Source organism: Acidovorax cavernicola (assembly GCF_003581445.1).
On sequence record NZ_QXMN01000004.1, the window covers coordinates 71,458 to 84,480 of the forward strand.

The window sequence follows — 13,023 nt, forward strand, 5'->3', positions numbered from 1 at the left end:
GGAGCGCACCCCGAATGACCACGCTGCAACAGATCCTCGGCACCGAACTTCCATTGATCCAGGCGCCGATGGCCGGCGCGCAGGGCAGTGCGATGGCGATCGCGGTGTGCAACGAAGGCGCTCTGGGCTCGCTGCCATGCGCGATGCTCAGCCCTGATGCGATGCGCAGCGAGCTCGCGGCCATCCGCGCGGGCACCGACAAGCCCTTCAACGTCAACTTCTTCGCTCACACGCCGCCCACGCCGAGCGAGGCGCGCGAGGCGACCTGGCGCGCGGCGCTGGCGCCTTACTACGCGGAGTTCGGCATCGATCCGGCGGGCATCCCGACCGGACCGGGACGCAATCCCTTCAGCGCCGAGGTGGCCGACCTGCTGGCCGAATTCAAGCCGCCGGTGGTGAGCTTCCATTTCGGCCTACCGCCCGAGCCGCTGCTGGCCAAGGTGCGCGGCTGGGGCGCCAAGGTACTGGCCTCGGCCACGACGGTCGAGGAGGCGCTGTGGCTCGAGGCGCACGGCGTCGACGCGGTGATCGCGCAGGGGCTCGAGGCCGGCGGCCATCGCGGGCATTTCCTCTCTCACGACCTGACGAAGCAGCTCGGCACCTTCGCGCTGCTGCCGCAGCTGGTGCGCGCGCTGAAGGTGCCGGTGATCGCGGCCGGCGGCATCGTGGATGCCGACGGCGTGGCCGCGGCCATGGCACTGGGCGCGGCGGGCGTGCAGATCGGCACGGCCTACCTGCTGACGCCCGAGGCGACGATCAGCGCGCTGCATCGCGCGGCGCTGAAGAGCGAAGGCGCGCGCCACACGGCGCTGACCAACCTGTTCACTGGCCGGCCGGCGCGTGGCATCGTCAACCGCGTGATGCGCGAGCTGGGGCCCATCGGGCCGGCGCCGGAGTTTCCGCTCGCCACCTCGGGCATCGCGCCGCTGCGCGCCAAGGCCGAGGCGCAGGGCAGCGGCGATTTTTCTCCGCTGTGGTCGGGGCAGAACGCCACCGGCTGCCGCGAGGTGTCGTCGGCCGAGGTCACGCGGGCGCTGGCCCGGGGATTTCGCTGAACAGGGCGTGCGCTCCATCCATCTCATCTCGATCGACCCATGACCTCTCTTCATCTCCCCCTCCAGTTCCTGCATCACCCTGCGCAGCAGAGTGCGGGCGATCCGTGGCTGCTCGTGCTGATGCACGGCGTGGGCAGCAATGAGCAGGACCTGTTCGGTCTGGCGCGCATGATGCCGCCGCAGTTCCATGTGCTGAGCCTGCGCGCGCCGTATGTGCTGTCGCCCGGCGCCTACGCGTGGTTCGAGTTCCAGGTGCTGGCCGACGGCACGCGCCGCATCGACGAAGAGCAGGAACGTGAAAGCCGCTTTCTCATCGGCGAGATGGTCACGTCGGCGTCGCAGCAACTGGGCGTGCCGCCCGAGCGCGTGGTGGTCGGCGGCTTCAGCCAGGGCGGGATCATGTCGCTGTCGCTGCTGCTCACGCAGCCCGACAAGCTGCGCGCCGCGATGGTGTGGCACAGCCGGCTGCTGCCCGAGGTGGTGCCGCACATCGCACCGCCCGAGGCCTTCGCGGGCAAGGCGCTGTGGGTGAGCCACGGCAGCGCCGACAACGTGATTCCGCCAAGCGCCGCGCAGGCCACGCGCGAACTGGCGCGCGGGCTGCCGCTGGCGCTGTCGGGCTCGGACTTCCCGGGCGCGCACGAGATCCGCCCGGCCGAGCTGCAGGGCACGCTGGCGTGGCTGCAGGCGCTCAGCGCGCAGCCAACCGCGCCATGACCATCGCTTCCATCTCGCCGACCCACGCGTCATTTGCGTCGTCGGGCTGCACCAGCAGCCGGTAGCGGCGAGCGCCCCAGGCGGCGGTCAGCAGCGCCTGCACGGTGGCGGGCGAGGGCGGCGGTTGCAGGTCGCGGCAGGCTGCGAAGGCCTGCGCCCATCGCGCGAGCAGTTCGTCGTACACGCGCCGGTGGTGCTTGGGCTCCGCCACGCGGTGCTCGAGCATCAGCATCTCGTGGTCGAACGCGGGCAGTTCGGCCAGGCGCGTGTCGCAGGTGAGGCGCACGAGGCGCTGCGTGCGTTCGCGCCAGTCGATGCCTGAAGGCGCGATCACGTCCTCGTCGAGCCGCGCGAGCAGCGCCTCCACGCAGTGGCGCACATAGCCCGAAAGCAGGGCTTCCTTGTCGGGAAAGTAGTCGTAGAAGGTGCCGACGGCGATGCCGGTTTCGAGCGCCACGGCGCGCGTGGTCACGCCCTCCCAGCCCTGTGCGCGCCAAATCCGAACAAAGGCGTCGTAGATGGCCTGCACGGTGAACTTGCTGCGCGCCTGCGTGGGGCGTTTCAGGGGCTTGGAGCGGGGTGCTGCGGGCATGGACCGGGTTTCCGAACCCGCGGCAAGGCGGGCCGTCCTACAGTTTGCGAATGAACAACGCATTCACTTTAACCCGCCTCGAAACGCGCAAGAACGCGCTCGGGACCACCCGCATCGTCACCTCGCAGGAGACCGTCGAACTGCCCCCGGGCGAGGTGCTTGTGAAGATCGAGCGCTTCTCGCTGACCACCAACAACATCACCTACGCGGCCTTCGGCGATGCGGTGATGAAGTACTGGCAGTTCTTTCCCACCGGCGATGCCGACTGGGGCCACATGCCAGCCTGGGGCTTTGCCGACGTGGTGGCCTCGAACGTGGAGGGTGTGGCGGTGGGCGAGCGCTTCTATGGCTACTTTCCGATCGCGAGCCACCTGCGCATGCAGCCGGTGCGCGTGACGCCGCGCGGCTTCTACGACGGCGCGGCGCACCGCAGCGAGCTGGTGTCGGCCTACAACCAGTACATGCGCTGCAGCCACGATGCCGGCTACGTCGCCGCGCTGGAGGACTACCAGATGCTGGTGCGCCCGCTGTTCATCACCTCGTTCATGCTGGCCGACTTCCTGGAAGACAACGCCTTCTTCGGCGCGACACAGGTGGTGGTGTCGAGCGCGTCGAGCAAGACGGCGTTCGGCACGGCCTTCTGCCTCGGCCGTCGCGAGGGCGTGCAGCTGGTGGCGGCCACCTCGCAGGGCAACCGCGCCTTCGTCGACGCGCTGGGCTGCTACGACCGCACGGTGGCCTACGGCGAGATCGCCACGCTGGCGGCCGACGTGCCCACGCTGTACGTCGACTTCGCGGGCCACGACGACCTGCGCGCCACCGTGCACCACCACTTCGGCGAATCGCTGGTGTACGACTGCTATGCGGGCTCGGCGCAGAAGACCGAATTCCTCGGCGACACGAGCGCGCTGCCCGGCCCGACGCCCCAGCTGTACTTCGCGCCCGTGCAGATTCGCAAGCGCAATGCCGACTGGGGCCCGCAGGAGGTCAATCGCCGCTTCAACGAAGCGCAAGGCCGCTTCATCGCCGAGCTGAGCCGCCCGGGCAATCGCTGGATGACGCTGGCGCAGGGCCGGGGCTTCGCGCATGCGCAGGCGGTGATCGCCGATCTGCATGCGGGCCGCGTCGATCCGCGCGCAGCGCACGTGGTGCGCATCGGCACCGAATGACGCACTGACCGACTGAACTTCGGCGCGGTCGGGGCGTCACAGGGGGTTACGAGAACGTGGGCATCGTGAGGGTCTTGAAGGCCATCCTGGTGCACCATTGCTTTTCGTCTCCCCAATGCCACCCGCAAAAGGAAACCGCCCATGTCCGATGCCGACACCCCCCGCGACAACCCCGAGTTCCGACCCCGCCGGGAGGCCCCGATGGGCACCATCGTCGGCCTCGTGCTGGTGGTGCTCGCGGCTGCTTTCTTCGGCTGGCGCTGGTACCAGCAGCAACAGGCGCTGAAGGCGCCCGAGCCCGTGCCGGTGGCCGCGGCCCCGAACGACGCGCCCCCTGAGCCGCCCAAGGCCGAGGAGCCGAAGGGCCCGCAGAACCCGGTCGAGGCGCTGGCCCCGCCCGATGGTGCGTTGCCCGCGCTGGGCAATTCCGATTCCCGCGTGCTGAAGGCGCTCACCGACCTGCTGGGCGGCAAGGCCGTGGCCACCTATCTGCATTCGGAGGGCATGGTGCGGCGCTTCGTCGCCACGGTCGACAACCTGCCGCGCGAGCAGGCGCCCGCGAGCAAGTGGCCGGTGCAGCCCGCGCCGCAGCGCTTCATCACCGAAGGGCCGCAGCAGGGCGTGCAGACCATCGCGGCGAACAATTCGGCGCGCTACAACGGCCTGGTGCTGCTGGCCGAGTCGGTCGATCCCGCCAAGGCGGCTGCCGTGTATGCGCGCCTCTATCCACTGTTCCAGCAGGCGTATGAAGAGCTGGGCTATCCGGGCCGCTACTTCAACGACCGTTTCGTCGCCGTGATCGACCACCTGCTGCAGGCCCCGGAGCCGGCCGGGCCGGTGCAGGTGAGGCTGGTCGAGGTGAAGGGCGAGATTCCTTCGCAGCGCCCGTGGGTGCGCTATGAATACGTCGACCCCAAGCTCGAATCGCTCTCGGCCGGCCAGAAGATCCTGGTGCGCATGGGCCCCGAGAACGAGCGCCGCATGAAGGCCAGCCTGCGTGGGCTGCGCGCGCAGATCGCCACCGGCGAGATCGCGAAGAAGAAGCAACCGTAATCCGTAGGTGGCCCTCCCGGCCGCTTGGGCCACCTTTGTTCCTGCGGGGACAGTTCGCCGCCGCCTTCGTTCCTAGAGTTGCGTGCTTCGAGACACGCAACCTTGAGGAACCCGTACATGAAGGCCATCATTCGCGCCGCCGCATTGAGCGCGGCGGCATGCCTGGGCGCCGCGCTCTGCGCGCAGGCCGCCACAATCCAGCAACTGTCGACGCAGTCACCGGTGGCCGACCCGCTGGTGTCAGGTGCTGCAAGCACGACGGGCACGAAGGTCGCCTTCACGCTCTTCCTGCCCGACACCCAACCCGAAGGCGGCTACCCGCTGGTGCTGCACGCGAGCGGCTTCGGGCTCGGCCGGCTGCAGGCGATGCCGCCGAACGACACCGACCCCGGCGCGAACTACTGGACGCGACTCGACCGCCTCGTGCCCACGCTGGTGTCGCGTGGCTACGCGGTCATCAGCTTCGACCACCGCGGCCATGGCGACAGCGGCGGCGACAGCCGCATCATGGACCCGCAGGCCGAGATCGCCGACATCCGCAGCCTGATCGACTGGGCCGAGCGCGAGCTGCCACTGCGCAAGGGCGCCGACGGCAAGCCGCGCATCGGCAGCATCGGCGGTTCGTACGGCGGCGGCTACCAGATGCAACTGGCGCAGCGCGAGCCGCGCATCACCACCGTGATCCCGTCGATGACCTGGTACGACCTGCAGCACGCGCTGGCGCCGCAGGGTGTGCTGAAGCAGGGCTTCGTGCAGTTCGAATGCTTCATGGCCCAGCGCGGCAAGGTGCGCGACGGCGGCCTGCTGCGGCCGTTGTGCGAGCAGGCGCCCAAGCCCGGCGCCTGGGCATGGTCCGATCTCGGCGCCGACGCACCGCGCCTGCGCGATGCGTACCAGACGCACGGCCCCTCGGGCGCGAGCTGGGCCGGGCAACCGATGCGACGCGTCGATGCGCTCGTGGTGCAAGCCAGCGAAGACGTGCTGTTCGACATGGGCGACGGCCTGCGCAACTGGCGCCAGCTGGCTTCGGGTGGCGGCGACGTGCGGTTGATGGTGCTGCGCGCGGGCCACGTGAACCCGCGCGCCGGCCAGCGCGACAAGCCGGCACGCTGCGGCGACCTCGATGCGATGGACACGATGGCGCGCTGGCTCGATGCCAAGCTGCGCGACGAGACGGCCGGACTGTCGTCGGTGCCGGCCACGTGCGTCGCGCTGGACGACGGCACGGCGTATCGCGGCGCGATGCCGATCGCGCTGAACGCAAGCGCCGCATTGCCGCGCACCGAAGTGCCTGCCGGCACGGCGGCGCCGCGCTTCGTCGCATTGGCGTCCGTGCCAGCCGGCGCCGTGCTGGCCGGCGTGCCCGAAGCCGAACTCGACGTGCAGGGGCAGGCCGGGCCGGGCGTCGCGCTGGTGGGTCTGGCGCTGCGCAAGCGTGGCGGCGAGGTGGCGTTGCTGTCCGACCAGGTGGTGCCCGTGCCCACGGGTCGTCAGCGTGTGGCGCTCGGCGGCGTGGCCGCCCGCGTGCAGCCGGGTGACGAACTGGGCGTGGCACTGTTCGCGACGCATCCGCAGTACGTCTGGGCCCCGGCCTCGGGCGCACCCGCGGCTGGCATCACCGCCGTCAACGCCTATGCGGTTTCGGGCCGCGTGTGGCTGCCGCTGGCCGCCGACGCCGCGCCGCAGTAACTGCGCAGCGCGTCGAGCCGGGTCAGCGTGACGACCTGGTAGCCGAGGGTGAGCAGGCCCTCGGCTTCGAGCTGCTTCAGCGCCGCGTTCAGGCGCGGGCGCGACATGTTGCAGTAGATCGCCAGCTCCGCCTGCGACACCTGCAGCTCCAGCGAGCGCGGCGGAAAAGCCGACGGGCTGAACAGCGAGGCCAGGCTCTGCGCCACCTTGGCCACGGGATCGAGCGTGCGGTCCGACAGCGTGAGCACCATCGATTGCGTGAGCCGTTCGCTCAGCAGCGTCAGCACGAAGCGATTGAAGGCGGGGTTCGTGCCCAGCAGGTGGAAGAACGCGGCCTTGGGCATCTTGATGATCACCGCGTCGGACAGCGCGACGGCGTCGCACAGGCGCGGGATGTCGCGGATCAGCTCGATCTCGCCGACCCAGCTGAAGGCCTGCCCCATGAAGGTCACGGGCTTGCCCGAGGCCGAGGTGGTGCACAGCTTCATGCTGCCGCGCCCCATGCCGACCCAGTGGTCGGCCGCATCGCCCCGGTGCCAGATGGGCTGGCCCGCGGCCAGCTCGGCAAAGCGCAACTGCGGCAGCAGCGCCGCGCCTTCGGCATCGCTCAGCGTGTGGGCCCAGACGCAGCCGCGCCAGCGCGCCTTGAGCGATGCGACTTCGTCCGGGTTCATGCGCCGGGCACGACTGCCGCTGTCGTCAGGCCGTTTCGGTTTCCTGGTAGTCGCCCACCGGCACGCAGCTGCAGAACAGGTTGCGGTCGCCGTAGACGTTGTCGACGCGGCCGATCGGCGGCCAGTACTTGGCCTGCTTGAGTTCGGCCAGCGGGAACGCGCCGAGTTCGCGCGAGTACGGGTGGCTCCACTCGCTGCCCAGCAGGCTCGCGGCGGTGTGCGGCGCGTGCTTGAGCGGGTTGTCGTCCTTCGACCAGACGCCTTCTTCCACGCGGCGGATCTCGCCGCGGATGGCGATCATCGCGTCGACGAAGCGGTCGAGCTCGGCCAGCGGCTCGCTTTCGGTCGGCTCGACCATCAGCGTGCCGGGCACGGGGAAGCTCAGCGTGGGTGCGTGGAATCCGTAGTCGATGAGGCGCTTGGCCACGTCTTCCGCGGTGACACCGCTGGTGTCCTTGAGCGGGCGCAGGTCCAGGATGCACTCGTGCGCGACGTGGCCGTTGGGGCTCGCGTACAGCGTGGGGTAGTGGTCCTTCAGGCGGGCGCTGATGTAGTTGGCGCTCAGGATGGCCGTCTCGGTCGCGGCCTGCAGGCCCTTGGCGCCCATCATGCGGCAGTACATCCAGCTGATGGGCAGCACGGCTGCATTGCCCAGCGGCGCTGCAGAAACGGCGCCGACGCCGTTCGAGGGCACGCCGGCCGTCGCATGGCCCGGCAGGTAGGGCACGAGGTCTTCCACCACGCAGACCGGACCGACGCCCGGACCGCCGCCGCCGTGCGGAATGCAGAAGGTCTTGTGCAGGTTCAGGTGGCTCACGTCGCCGCCGAACTCGCCCGGCGCGGCCACGCCGACCAGCGCGTTCATGTTGGCGCCATCGACGTACACGCGGCCGCCGTGCTCATGCACGAGCTCGCACAGTTCCTTCACGCGGGTCTCGAACACGCCGTGCGTGCTGGGGTAGGTGATCATCACGGCGGCCAGGTGCTCGCTGTGCTTTTCGCAGGCGCGCTTGAGGTCGTCCATGTCGACGTTGCCTTGCGCGTCGCAGGCCGTCACCACCACCTGCAGGCCCACCATCTGGGCGCTGGCCGGGTTGGTGCCGTGGGCCGACGAGGGAATGAGGCAGATGTTGCGATGGCCCTGGCCTTTGGCTTCGTGGAAGGACTTGATGGCCAGCAGGCCTGCGTACTCGCCCTGCGAGCCCGCGTTGGGCTGCAGGCTGATGCCCGCATAGCCGGTGGCCTCGCACAGCCAGGCGCGCAGCTGCGCGTCGAGCTGGGCATAGCCCTGCAGCTGGTCGGCGGGCGCGAAGGGGTGGATGTTCGCGAACTCGGGCCAGGTGATGGGGATCATCTCGCTGGTCGCGTTCAGCTTCATGGTGCAGCTGCCCAGCGGGATCATGCTGCGGTCGAGCGCGAGGTCCTTGTCCGACAGGCTGCGGATGTAGCGCAGCATCGCGGTTTCGCTCTTGTGGGTGTTGAACACCGGGTGCGTCAGGAAGGCGCTGGTACGGCGCAGATCGTCGGGGATCAGCGGCGTGGTGTGGGCGGCCAGGTCGTCGAAGCGCGGCATCGCGGTGCCGGCGGGCACGAACAGCGCCCACAGGGTCTCGATGTCGGCGCGCGTGGTGGTCTCGTCCAGCGAGATGCCAAGGTGCTGCTGCAGGCGTTGGCGCAGGTTGACGTCGCCGGCCTGGGCGCGTTCGATGATCGCGGCGGTGTCGTCGCCGGTGCGGATCGTCAGCGAATCGAAGGCGGTGGTGTTCACCGGCTCGCGGCCCATCTGCGACAGGCCCTTGGCGAGGATGGCGGTGAGCACGGCCACGCGCTGCGCGATGCGCGTGAGGCCGTCGGGGCCGTGGTACACGGCGTACATGCTGGCGACCACGGCCGGCAGCACCTGTGCGGTGCAGATGTTCGAGGTGGCCTTCTCGCGGCGGATGTGCTGCTCGCGCGTCTGCAGCGCGAGGCGGTAGGCGGGCTGGCCGTGCGTGTCGACGCTCACGCCGACCAGGCGGCCCGGCAGCGAGCGCTTGAACGAATCGCGGCAGGCCAGGTAGGCGGCGTGCGGGCCGCCGTTGCACAGGGGCATGCCCAGGCGCTGCGTGGTGCCGCAGACGATGTCGGCATCGAACTCGCCGGGTGCGACCAGCAGCGTGAGCGCCAGCAGGTCGGCCGCGACGATGAAGGCGGCGTCGCACTGGTGCGCGTGGCCCGCGAGCGGGCGCAGGTCGTGCACGTGGCCGGTGGTGGCGGGGTACTGTGCGAGCACGCCGAAGAACTCGCCGCTCACCATCAGGTGCGGCAGCGTTTCCGACACGGTGCTCACCTTGACCTCGATGCCCAGCGGCGCGGCGCGCGTCTTGATGACCTCGATGGTCTGCGGGTGGCAGTCGCCCGACACCAGGAACACGTTGCTCTTGCTCTTCACGCTGCGCTTGGCCAGCGTCATGGCCTCGGCGGCGGCGGTGGCCTCGTCGAGCATCGAGGCGTTGGCGATGGCCATGCCCGTGAGGTCGCACACCATCGTCTGGAAGTTGAGCAGGGCTTCCATGCGGCCCTGCGAGATCTCGGCCTGGTAGGGCGTGTAGGCGGTGTACCAGGCGGGGTTCTCCAGGATGTTGCGCAGGATGACGCCCGGCGTGTGCGTGCCGTAGTAGCCCTGGCCGATGAAGCTCTTGAACACCTTGTTCTTCGACGCCAGTGCCTTCAGCTCGGCCAGCGCGTCGGCCTCGGTGACCGGCGCGGGCAGGCGCATCGGCCGGGCGCGGCGGATGGCTGCCGGCACGATGCCGTCGATGAGCTCCGCGCGCGTTTCCGAGCCGATCACCGGCAGCATGCGCGCCTCGTCCGCCGCATCGATGCCGATGTGGCGGGCGAGGAATTCTTCGGCGTTCTCTAGTTCTTGCAAAGAGGGAAGGGCGGGCGTCGGCATGGCGGTGAGGGCTCGGGAGGAAAAGACAAAGGTGCTGAAGAACTCAGCGGATCAGGATTCGGCGGCGAACTTGTCGTAGCTGGCAGCGTCCAGCAGGGCGTCGAGCTGTGCGGGTTCGCTCAGCTTGACCTTGAAGAACCAGCCGGCTGCCAGCGGATCGGTGTTGGCCAGCGACGGGTCGGCGCGCAGCGCTTCGTTCACTTCGGTGATCTCGCCCGACACGGGCATGAACACGTCGGCGGCGGCCTTCACCGACTCGACCACACCGGCAACCTCGCCCTGCGCGAAGGTCTTGCCGACTTCGGGCAGGTCGACGAACACCACGTCGCCCAGCGCGTCCTGCGCATGCACGGTGATGCCGACGGTGGCAGCGCCGCCTTCGGCCGCCACCCATTCATGGTCCTTGGTGTACTTGATGCTCATGAAAAAACTCCTCGTGGAAAAAATGAATCGGGGTGCAGAGCCTAGCCGGGTCGGCGAGGCGCTTGAAAAATCAGCCGCGGTAGTAGCGCGTCGGCACGAAGGGCATGGTCGAGACTTCCATCGGCACCGGCTTGCCCCGCACGATGGCCTGCACGCGCGTGCCGGGCTCGGCAAAGGCGGCGGCCACGTAGCCCATGGCGACGCAACGGTCGGCCGTGGGGCCGAGCAGGCCGCTGGTCACGGTGCCGATGTCGTGGCCTTCGAGCGATTGCAGCAGCGTGCCGTCGCGCACCGGAATGCGTTCCAGCGCCACCAGACCGACGCGCTTGCGCGTGAGCGTCTCGTGGTCGGTGTGACCGGCCGCGCCCGAGGCGACGGCGGCCAGCTGGGCCAGCACCTTGGCCGCGCCCGGAAAGCCGCCTTCGCGCGCGCCACCGGCGCGGCGCACCTTCTGGATCGCCCAGTTGAGCGAGGCTTCGACCGGCGTGGTGGTGGTGTCGATGTCGTTGCCGTACAGGCACAGGCCGGCTTCCAGCCGCAGCGAGTTGCGCGCGCCCAGGCCGACGGGCTTCACCTCGGGCTGCGCGAGCAGCAGGCGGGCCAGCGCCTCGGCATCCTTGGCGGCCACCGAGATCTCGAAGCCGTCTTCGCCGGTGTAGCCGCTGCGGGTGACGAAAGCGGGAATGCCGCCGATCTGCACCGCGCCGCCGGTCATGAACACGAAGCGCTCGATGCCGGGCGACAGCCGCGCCAGCGTGGCGGCGGCCTGCGGGCCCTGCAGCGCCAGCAGGGCGTGGTCAGGCAGGGGCTGCACCTCGCAGCGCGCGCCGATCCTGTTCTGGATGTGGGCGAGGTCGGCCACCTTGCAGGCGCCGTTGACGATCACGAAGAGCGAGCCGTTGCCTTCGTTGAAGAACATCAGGTCGTCGAGGATGCCGCCCTCGTCGTTCAGCAGCAGGCCGTAGCGCTGCTTGCCGGCGGGCAGGTCGACCACGTCGACGGGCATCAGGGTCTCGAAGGCGGCGGCGGCGTCGGGGCCGACCAGGCGCAACTGGCCCATGTGGGAAATGTCGAAGAGGCCCGCCGCGTCGCGCGTGTGCTTGTGCTCGGCCATCAGGCCGGCGGGGTACTGCACGGGCATGGCGTAGCCGGCGAAGGGCACCATGCGGGCGCCGAGCTCCACGTGGAGGTCGTACAGTGGGGTCTTGAGAAGTTGAGCGTCGGAAGCGGAAGAAGCAGCCACGGGGCACTCCAAAGGGGCAGTCGAAATCCATGGCTGCAACGCCACGGGCCACCCCTGCTGTCCGCTTTACCTGAGAGATTCGCCCCACGATCGGGGTTTGCTCCTTCGGTGGGCCATCGTTGCACCCGGGGTGCAGTGGCCTCTCTCCAGCAAGGAAACGCCGGTGGTTGCCGGCGTCTTGTCAGTCCTTTTGCCTGAGCGTTCGGGGAACCCCTGCGCCTTCGGCGGCCCCGTCGCGCGGGGCTCTCTCCTGACCCGACGAGTGTAGTGGATCGAGCGGCCGGGCCCGACGGCTCAGTGCACGGTTTCGGCCGGCGGCAGCAGCTTGTCGATGCGCTCGCGCAGCGAGTCGGCGCGCTCGGGGCCGGCGCTCTTCTCGATCTCGGAGAGCATCAGCGCGGCGATGGTCAGCATGGCCTCGCGGTCGCGGGCCTCGCGCAGGGCGTCGCGCATCTGGTTGGCGAAGCGCGGGTCGCGGCGCACGAACATGCGCTCGCAGATGTCGAACAGGAACATGCGCGTGGTGGCCAGCGAGCGCTTGCCGTCGAAGCTGTCGGCCGACGTGGCGACCTGGATCGGCTCCGCGGCCGGGACGGGCGTGGGGGCGGGAGCGGGTGGCACCGGGGCCGGCCGCGCCTCCTGCAGGTAGCCCCGCTGCATCAGCCCCTGGATCGCCTGCTCGGCCTCGACACGGCTGGGAAACAGGGGGCTGAAGTCGGTCAGCGTGCGCCGGCCGTCGGCCATCAGCAGCAGCGCGCGCTCACGCTGGCTGAGCGTGCGCTGCCCGGCCTGGAGTTCGTCGCGTGCCTTCTCGGTCTTGGTGGGGAACATGGCGGCCACAGCTTTCGGAGGTCGAAGGCTGCAGCATCGTTGCAAGTGGTGACATCTTCGTGAACCATTTGCCTACAGGGGGATTGGGGCGCGAATGCGTCCGTGTCAGGTGCCCGCGCTCTCCTTGCGGATCAGCCAGCGCGGGCCCACGCGCTGAAGTTCGAGGGTCTTGCGGTCGGTCTCGGTCAGCGCATCGGCGCGGTAGACCTGCCGGAACTGCGCGCTGGCGGAGGTGCCCTGGATGCTGATCACCAAGCCCTCGATGCCCACGCTGATGCGCGACTTGCCCGTGATGCGGGCGCGCCGGTCGGCCTCCCAGCGCTCGCGGGTCTGGCCGCGCGCCGGGGTGAAGTCGGGCGCGTAGGCCGCGAGGTAGCGCTCCACGTCACGCGCGGACCAGGCAGCAGCCCAGGCGCGCACGGCGGTTTCGACTTCGGCGAGGCTGGCGATGGGGTTCGCCGCAACGGCGGGCGCCGTGGCCGGTACCGCCGGTGCGCCCGGCGTGGCCGCGAAACCGGCCGTGGCCAGCAGGCCGGCGGCGGCGAGGCTGCAACCTTGGGCGGCGATTCGATGCATGGCGTCCTTTTCCTTCTTCTGCTCTGTCAGGCTCGACGTCGAAGCTTGCGTCGATTCTGGCAGTGA

At 69.7% G+C, this 13,023-nt stretch carries 12 protein-coding genes and 2 riboswitches; of the genes, 5 read left to right on the forward strand and 7 right to left on the reverse strand.

Translation table 11 applies throughout. The annotated features are described in order from the left end of the window. The first annotated feature begins 14 nt into the window (after window positions 1-14). Both D3H34_RS06290 and D3H34_RS06295 read left to right on the forward strand, forming a co-directional pair. The gene (locus D3H34_RS06290) at window positions 15-1,055 is read left to right on the forward strand and encodes an NAD(P)H-dependent flavin oxidoreductase (protein WP_119552582.1); all 1,041 of its coding nucleotides are present in this window, start codon (window positions 15-17) and stop codon (window positions 1,053-1,055) included. 39 nt (window positions 1,056-1,094) lie between these two features. Next, window positions 1,095-1,772: an alpha/beta hydrolase gene (locus D3H34_RS06295; RefSeq protein WP_119552583.1), complete on the forward strand. Its 678-nt coding sequence runs from the start codon at window positions 1,095-1,097 to the stop codon at window positions 1,770-1,772. Here D3H34_RS06295 and D3H34_RS06300 read toward each other — a convergent pair. After that, window positions 1,747-2,364: a TetR/AcrR family transcriptional regulator gene (locus tag D3H34_RS06300; RefSeq protein ID WP_119552584.1), complete on the reverse strand. Its 618-nt coding sequence runs from the start codon at window positions 2,362-2,364 to the stop codon at window positions 1,747-1,749. The two genes, D3H34_RS06295 and D3H34_RS06300, sit on opposite strands and share 26 nt — an antisense overlap. Window positions 2,365-2,414: 50 nt before the next feature. On the opposite strand from D3H34_RS06300, the gene D3H34_RS06305 reads away from it, so the two are divergent. The 3 genes from D3H34_RS06305 (at window position 2,415) to D3H34_RS06315 (ending at window position 6,275) form a co-directional block, all read left to right on the forward strand. Further along, the gene (locus D3H34_RS06305) at window positions 2,415-3,533 is read left to right on the forward strand and encodes a DUF2855 family protein (RefSeq protein ID WP_119552585.1); all 1,119 of its coding nucleotides are present in this window, start codon (window positions 2,415-2,417) and stop codon (window positions 3,531-3,533) included. A 141-nt stretch (window positions 3,534-3,674) separates the two neighbouring features. After that, the gene (locus D3H34_RS06310) at window positions 3,675-4,586 is read left to right on the forward strand and encodes a DUF3014 domain-containing protein (protein ID WP_119552586.1); all 912 of its coding nucleotides are present in this window, start codon (window positions 3,675-3,677) and stop codon (window positions 4,584-4,586) included. Between the two features lie 117 nt (window positions 4,587-4,703). Next, window positions 4,704-6,275 carry an alpha/beta fold hydrolase gene (locus D3H34_RS06315; RefSeq protein ID WP_119552587.1) on the forward strand — a complete coding sequence of 524 codons (1,572 nt, stop codon included), beginning with the start codon at window positions 4,704-4,706 and terminating at the stop codon, window positions 6,273-6,275. On the opposite strand, the gene D3H34_RS06320 is transcribed toward D3H34_RS06315, so the two are convergent. The 6 genes from D3H34_RS06320 to D3H34_RS06345 all read right to left on the reverse strand — a co-directional run bounded on the left by D3H34_RS06320 (window position 6,218) and on the right by D3H34_RS06345 (window position 12,957). Beyond that, a complete protein-coding gene (locus tag D3H34_RS06320; RefSeq protein WP_119552588.1) occupies window positions 6,218-6,949 on the reverse strand; it encodes a Crp/Fnr family transcriptional regulator in 732 nt (243 codons plus the stop codon). The genes D3H34_RS06315 and D3H34_RS06320 overlap by 58 nt on opposite strands. A gap of 25 nt (window positions 6,950-6,974) precedes the next feature. Then, the gene (gene gcvP, locus D3H34_RS06325) at window positions 6,975-9,884 is read right to left on the reverse strand and encodes an aminomethyl-transferring glycine dehydrogenase (RefSeq protein WP_119552589.1); all 2,910 of its coding nucleotides are present in this window, start codon (window positions 9,882-9,884) and stop codon (window positions 6,975-6,977) included. A 51-nt stretch (window positions 9,885-9,935) separates the two neighbouring features. After that, on the reverse strand, window positions 9,936-10,307 hold the full coding sequence (gene gcvH / locus D3H34_RS06330) for a glycine cleavage system protein GcvH (RefSeq protein ID WP_119552590.1): 372 nt from the start codon (window positions 10,305-10,307) through the stop codon (window positions 9,936-9,938). Between the two features lie 70 nt (window positions 10,308-10,377). Further along, a complete protein-coding gene (gene gcvT / locus D3H34_RS06335) occupies window positions 10,378-11,550 on the reverse strand; it encodes a glycine cleavage system aminomethyltransferase GcvT (RefSeq protein WP_119552591.1) in 1,173 nt (390 codons plus the stop codon). Window positions 11,551-11,597: 47 nt separating this feature from the next. After that, window positions 11,598-11,710: riboswitch (glycine riboswitch) on the reverse strand. A 12-nt stretch (window positions 11,711-11,722) separates the two neighbouring features. Beyond that, window positions 11,723-11,813, reverse strand: a riboswitch (glycine riboswitch). A 31-nt stretch (window positions 11,814-11,844) separates the two neighbouring features. Next, window positions 11,845-12,381, reverse strand: coding sequence for a hypothetical protein (locus D3H34_RS06340; RefSeq protein ID WP_119552686.1), 537 nt, complete (start codon window positions 12,379-12,381; stop codon window positions 11,845-11,847). 105 nt (window positions 12,382-12,486) lie between these two features. Further along, window positions 12,487-12,957, reverse strand: a complete 471-nt coding sequence (locus D3H34_RS06345) for a L,D-transpeptidase Cds6 family protein (protein ID WP_119552592.1) — start codon at window positions 12,955-12,957, stop codon at window positions 12,487-12,489. Between the last annotated feature and the right edge of the window lie 66 nt (window positions 12,958-13,023).

Excerpts from the sequence above, each read along its gene's own strand:
- D3H34_RS06320 (WP_119552588.1), bottom strand. The coding sequence starts at position 6,949 with ATGAACCCGGACGAAGTCGCATCGCTCAAGGCGCGCTGGCGCGGCTGC.
- D3H34_RS06310 (WP_119552586.1), top strand. The coding sequence starts at position 3,675 with ATGTCCGATGCCGACACCCCCCGCGACAACCCCGAGTTCCGACCCCGC.
- gcvP (WP_119552589.1), bottom strand. The coding sequence starts at position 9,884 with ATGCCGACGCCCGCCCTTCCCTCTTTGCAAGAACTAGAGAACGCCGAA.
- D3H34_RS06315 (WP_119552587.1), top strand. The coding sequence starts at position 4,704 with ATGAAGGCCATCATTCGCGCCGCCGCATTGAGCGCGGCGGCATGCCTG.
- D3H34_RS06345 (WP_119552592.1), bottom strand. The coding sequence starts at position 12,957 with ATGCATCGAATCGCCGCCCAAGGTTGCAGCCTCGCCGCCGCCGGCCTG.
- D3H34_RS06305 (WP_119552585.1), top strand. The coding sequence starts at position 2,415 with ATGAACAACGCATTCACTTTAACCCGCCTCGAAACGCGCAAGAACGCG.
- D3H34_RS06340 (WP_119552686.1), bottom strand. The coding sequence starts at position 12,381 with ATGTTCCCCACCAAGACCGAGAAGGCACGCGACGAACTCCAGGCCGGG.
- D3H34_RS06290 (WP_119552582.1), top strand. The coding sequence starts at position 15 with ATGACCACGCTGCAACAGATCCTCGGCACCGAACTTCCATTGATCCAG.
- gcvH (WP_119552590.1), bottom strand. The coding sequence starts at position 10,307 with ATGAGCATCAAGTACACCAAGGACCATGAATGGGTGGCGGCCGAAGGC.
- D3H34_RS06300 (WP_119552584.1), bottom strand. The coding sequence starts at position 2,364 with ATGCCCGCAGCACCCCGCTCCAAGCCCCTGAAACGCCCCACGCAGGCG.
- D3H34_RS06295 (WP_119552583.1), top strand. The coding sequence starts at position 1,095 with ATGACCTCTCTTCATCTCCCCCTCCAGTTCCTGCATCACCCTGCGCAG.